This is a genomic window from Flavobacterium sp. (assembly GCF_040382755.1).
In the GTDB taxonomy this organism is placed as follows: domain Bacteria; phylum Bacteroidota; class Bacteroidia; order Flavobacteriales; family Flavobacteriaceae; genus Flavobacterium.
Genome location: NZ_JBEIET010000205.1, coordinates 1 through 2,311 on the forward strand (window position 1 = coordinate 1; position 2,311 = coordinate 2,311).

Genomic DNA, 2,311 nt, shown 5'->3' on the forward strand with positions numbered 1-2,311 from the left:
AACGTTTTAAAACATCTTGAAAGAAATTGAGGCATTGATCCACTGATTTGACACGAAATGTTTCTCATTAATGTTTTGTCAGAAGGATCATTGAAAATAATTTTGTAGTTAGTTTGTCTAATAATTGTTCGATTTTTTGATGAAGCAAAATAATTTTGAGTTGTGAAAATTATGCTCAGATTTTGATGATGACTGTTTTGGCTGAACACTTCTTCCATCATTGGATGATTAAAAACAACGTTCATCAAATCGTCCATAATAAATAGTTTTGAAAGTCGGTCTCCTTTAATGTCACTTAGTTTTGGTAAATCTGTTTGAATTTCTAAATCGGGATACACTGTTTTTAATTTTTGAATAAATTCTTGGTGAGCATCAATGTTGTTACTTGGAACAAAATAAATTATTCGGGCAAAACTGGTTGAAAAAAGTTCGTTTCGATGTTTTAATAATTCTAGAATAAAACTACTTTTACCACTTTGGGATGGTCCAGCAATCATCATGCGAAATGGCTGCATAAAACGATTGACATTTGAATTAAATTCAAATTTTTGAACCTGAACTTCAGGTTTAACTATTGTACTTACTTCCAAATTGGCCATTCTATTGATTATAAAAATATTTCTGTATCATCAGTACTTTGCAAAAGGTTTTCACAAAATCTTGTTACATTATTGTCGTTGGACTCAGTATCATGGGTAAACAAATGCTCTAATAAATGTTCAAAGGACATGTCCAAATTTAAAATTCGATTTACTGCAAAATAAATACAAAAATAACCACAACTAGTTGAATTGCTACTTTGAAAAGAAGTATTATTAGTATGAATTTCTAATCTGGACGTAAACCTTAAATTGGTTTTTATGTCGTTGTAAGTATCTCCACCAAGACTATTAAAAATTTCAAGTGTATGTTTATCAGGCCGAACAAGCACAATCCAATGCGATCCGGATAAATGTGCCGGACTTAAATTGCTAATTAAAAAATGTCTGATTGGTATAACTTTAGGAATTTCATCAATTGCAAATACATTTACAAATTGCTGTTGCACTATTGGAATTTTTGCGAAATATTGGGGAAATTCAAAGCCTTTGAGACCATCCATTTAGGGCCCTAAATACCACCAATGTTTTGAACTTTTAATTTGCATGTACAGTTTGTCTTGATCAAGAATAACTTTTTTTCGTATTAGGCCTTGGGTTAATTTTTTTCTAATAAGGTGACCCAAACCCAATGAAGCAATTTTTGTAGCAACTTGTAACAAAAACGGTACAGATTCAGCTGATTTGACGGGTTTAAATAAGAAAGGAAATATTTTAAAAATGTTTGATAATGGTAAGCTTGTTTGATCAATGAAAATTGTTCCGTCAGCTTTAAAGGTAAGGTCATTGCTAAATTGTAACAAACTATTCAGTAAAGTTTTAGCACGATTTTTAAACATGTCAGGCACTGAGTTTATTAAACGTTCATTATCAAATTCGTCATTCATTTGAGATTTATGAATAACTGACGTAACTGGTTCATTTTCTAAACCAAAAAGGTCTTTGGGTGGTATTTCTGCTGGAAATTCAGTTATTAAATCTTGACTTCCGGCTCCTTCTTGATTGTTTACAACATTGCTGTTAGAAAGGCAAGGAATTAATTGATATTGCGAAATAATTTGTTGAGTAACTAAACTTGTAATTTGTTTAACAAGGTCTTGGTTTATTGCATTAGATCCACTTCCACTTTGGTTATTGTCAACAGTTATTTCAGAATTTGCAGGTACAGAATTTTCGGTTTCGGTTAATTTAGAATGTTGATTAGATTCTGTTTCTTTTTGTAAGCGTGCATTAATTAATTCTTCCTGTCTATTAACTCGTTCTTGAATATTTAATAATTTAAGGTATTCTTCTAAATCAATTAAAATTTTTGTGCTCAATAGATTTCTTTTATTTGACATACTGATTGCATACAATAATGTTTAAAAGCAACTGAACCAAATTTGGTACAACCTCAAGTAAAAAGAGTTTATAAGATAAGCTCCACCCATATAATTTTGCCGCCACGTAAAAGGCTTCACATATTGGCTTTAAAAATCAAATCTTTCTTTTTGCCTTGCAGATTGCATCCCTCTAATATAAAAGCAACGTCCCACTTTAAAGAAAGCAGGTTAAACATCCATGCATTGAAAGAAAGTTTAGAGTGAGAAAAAAGAAATGTTGAAAGCTAACCAAAGCTGTAACCAACGCTAACAGCAAAGTAAAGATTTACGTTGGTTAGCGTAAGAGAAAATTGCGGAACTGTAAATTTGGAAAGTTAACAAACCTCGACA

General features: G+C 31.2%; 3 protein-coding genes. All 3 read right to left on the reverse strand.

Annotated features, from left to right (window positions below; genetic code table 11):
* Positions 1 to 515 (reverse strand): ATPase/DNA packaging protein (locus ABWO04_RS11210; RefSeq protein WP_353079776.1); only part of this gene is annotated, 515 nt, incomplete at its 3' end.
* Positions 516 to 607: 92 nt separating this feature from the next.
* Positions 608 to 1,048, reverse strand: a complete 441-nt coding sequence (locus tag ABWO04_RS11215) for a hypothetical protein (protein ID WP_353079777.1) — start codon at positions 1,046 to 1,048, stop codon at positions 608 to 610.
* Positions 1,049 to 1,102: 54 nt separating this feature from the next.
* A complete protein-coding gene (locus tag ABWO04_RS11220; RefSeq protein ID WP_353079778.1) occupies positions 1,103 to 1,918 on the reverse strand; it encodes a hypothetical protein in 816 nt (271 codons plus the stop codon).
* Positions 1,919 to 2,311: the final 393 nt, after the last annotated feature.